Genomic DNA, 460 nt, shown 5'->3' on the forward strand with positions numbered 1-460 from the left:
GTTGTCCTGGTGCGTGATGGCACCTTCCCGCACGTAGGTGATGATTTCCATGTCGCGGTGCGGATGCTGCGGGAAACCGGTGCCTGCGGCGATGATGTCGTCGTTCCACACGCGCAAGTTGCCCCAGCTCATCCGCTGCGGATCGTAGTATTCGGCAAAGGAAAAGTGGTGAAGCGCGTCCAGCCAGCCATGATGGGCGCCGCCCAGCGAGCTGAAGGGTCTGAGTTCAAGCATGATCGTCTCCTAATAAGGGTCGTCAGGGGGCGGGCCCCGTGGTTGATGACGGCGATCATCTATCAGGCAATCATCGATAAAAAGCGCAAAAACTGCCGCATCATGATCAGGTTATTTGATGGGAAGGTGCCTCGACATCGTCTCATCCGACTTTCAATTCGTCGCCTAAACCGATGACCTGTAAGCATTTCGCTAGAACTCATCAGCAAATCCAGACACCATAGCC

Annotated in this window: 1 protein-coding gene; it reads right to left on the reverse strand. The window is 55.4% G+C overall.

Annotated elements, in window-relative coordinates; genetic code table 11:
- Nucleotides 1–234 (reverse strand): pirin family protein (locus J5M71_RS28170; protein ID WP_207838886.1); only part of this gene is annotated, 234 nt, incomplete at its 3' end.
- Between the last annotated feature and the right edge of the window lie 226 nt (nt 235–460).

The organism is Pseudomonas sp. 43(2021) (genome assembly GCF_017490805.1).
GTDB lineage: Bacteria > Pseudomonadota > Gammaproteobacteria > Pseudomonadales > Pseudomonadaceae > Aquipseudomonas.